Origin of the sequence: Mesorhizobium sp. M7A.F.Ca.US.014.04.1.1 (genome assembly GCF_003998745.1) — a bacterium.
Lineage (GTDB): Bacteria > Pseudomonadota > Alphaproteobacteria > Rhizobiales > Rhizobiaceae > Mesorhizobium > Mesorhizobium ciceri.
In genome coordinates this window covers 1-1,990 of the sequence record NZ_RZRW01000810.1, presented here as the reverse complement: position 1 = coordinate 1,990, position 1,990 = coordinate 1, and the positions used below count along the sequence as shown (strand labels likewise).

The 1,990-nt window shown below is 58.4% G+C and carries 3 protein-coding genes; all 3 read right to left on the bottom strand.

All coding sequences use genetic code 11. The annotated features are described in order from the left end of the window. Positions 1-128: 128 nt before the first annotated feature. A complete protein-coding gene (locus EOA22_RS31770; RefSeq protein ID WP_063170760.1) occupies positions 129-914 on the bottom strand; it encodes a hypothetical protein in 786 nt (261 codons plus the stop codon). A gap of 49 nt (positions 915-963) precedes the next feature. Further along, the gene (locus EOA22_RS31765) at positions 964-1,353 is read right to left on the bottom strand and encodes a hypothetical protein (RefSeq protein WP_063170761.1); all 390 of its coding nucleotides are present in this window, start codon (positions 1,351-1,353) and stop codon (positions 964-966) included. Then, positions 1,350-1,990 (bottom strand): PIN domain-containing protein (locus EOA22_RS31760; RefSeq protein ID WP_206521383.1); only part of this gene is annotated, 641 nt, incomplete at its 5' end. The genes EOA22_RS31765 and EOA22_RS31760, both read right to left, overlap by 4 nt.

Below are 1,990 nucleotides of genomic sequence, written 5' to 3'. Positions count from 1 at the left end.
TAGTTGAACCTTGCCAATGTCGTCCAGGATGGAGGCGGGGACCCGCCTGCGGTTGGCACCAGATAGCCATTGCCCAATACCAGCTCAACCTGCCATAGCTCCTAGGCCGCTGCCACAGTGTTGATGCCTTAAATCGAGTATGGATCGGCCGCAGTCGCGGCAGCCAGGGCAGGCTTCCAAAAGGCATGCGCCTCACCCATCCAGATCTCCTCCCTTTCCTTGAAATCGAGGTTGCACCCCCGAAACGCAATGCACGCATGCGAGACAAGATCCGACGCAATATCGAGCAGGAGAAATAGCTCGTTGTAGCGATTGGCGTTCCAAACCCGCGGTTCGGCGTAAAGGTGCGCGACGTGGTCATCACGGAAAACACCCAACGCGGCTGCTGCGCGTCGACCAAGAGGCGATGTCAGGCGGCGTGCAGTATCGTCGCAGCGATGCAAAGCCGCCATGCAATCGCCTTCCCACATCTTCGACATGCCGAGAGAATTTCCATCCCAGCCTGTCGACGCTCGTTCGACCAATTTGGCACGGCAACGTTTCTGCCTGAGCAGATGAAGGAACACTGGGATTGAAGCCAGGTCGCTGCGGTTGAAGGCCGTCACCTCGGACTTTCCCTGACGGCCGCGCGGCCTCTCGAATAGCTTGCAGAGCGACAGGATTAGAGCTGTCTGCGTGCTGTTTCGAAGCACATTGTAGCAGTTGGCACCATCAAACGTTTGGCCGTGATAGTCGGCCATCACGATAGTGTTTCCGACCTCAAGCGTCGCCTTCGCCCAGATCGCGCCCCTTATCTCACTTTCGAGGGCCTTCAGCATAAGGTCGAGCCGACACATGGCGTCGGAAACGGGCACCGGTTTGGAGCGATTTGCTTTTCTCTTCTGGCTCCCAGCCACCTCGACCTCGATCGCCATTCGAATCTAGCTGGACCAGCCAGACGTATCATCTACCTTCTTCATTGCGTCACGTGTCCAACATGTCCCATTCGTTGCCGAGCACCCAGCGCAAAGCCGAGAGTTTGCCGTTGAGCATACCCCATTCGAAATCGTCCCAAGGACCAAGGTTATCCGAGCCAACCTCATCCTCAGTTCGCTTGGCTGCTTCAAGCGCTGCGGCCCACGTGTCGCGCGTCATCAGGGATGTGACCGGGCGCTGCGTCAGGTCGATCGCATCTACCAACTTGGTCTCACCGGTGCTGACTCGACGCCGCAGATTCTGGTGGCGATTATACCAAACCTGCCGAAACAGCAGATGTTCGGCTTCGAGCAATTCTGACAACTTCCGAGGCTCCTCATAGAAGTCATCTCCGAAAGTGTACTCGTCGAGGATGCTTTCGTCGACATCGCGGATCACGTCGGCGATCTGGGTCGAGTAGGTGGATCTCTGGTCGGCGAAGTGCGGTTCGAGGTCGGGGTGGGGCATCTGCTTGTCGCCGGCACCGCGGAAAAGTCGTTGGTGTTGGTCGTGACGAAGACGAATTGACTGTCCGGCGCGCCGTCCGCCGCCATGGCCTCGAGATAAGCCTCGAGGATTATGGCATCGGCGATACTGTTCTTGGTCTGGTGACACGGCGCCGCACGCGTAAGCGACCGGTCGGCGGCCTTCAGCTTAACGCTGTCGGTCACGGCGATCACTGGTGCCTTCGCCATTAACTCCGTGATCCGCGTTATCACCTTCTCACCGGTGTCTGCGGTGAGCGCCAGCTTGTGGTCGATGGCGCTGACAGCCTGCAGTGCCTGCTCGCGCTCGGCCTCGCTGTCGATCTGCGACAGCGCTTCGCGAAAACGTTTCACGGTCCCGACTAGCGTGGTCTTTCTGGCGTCCTTGACCCTGTCCTTGTTCCTGTCGAACTCGAACACGATCTGTTCTGGCATGATCAGCGAAATGGCTTCGACGGCGACCAGGTCCTCGATCGCGGTGAGCACCGGATCGAGACGGGCGTTCTTTAGGATGTCCAACCAGACGCTGCTGTCTATGAGGATGCGTATAG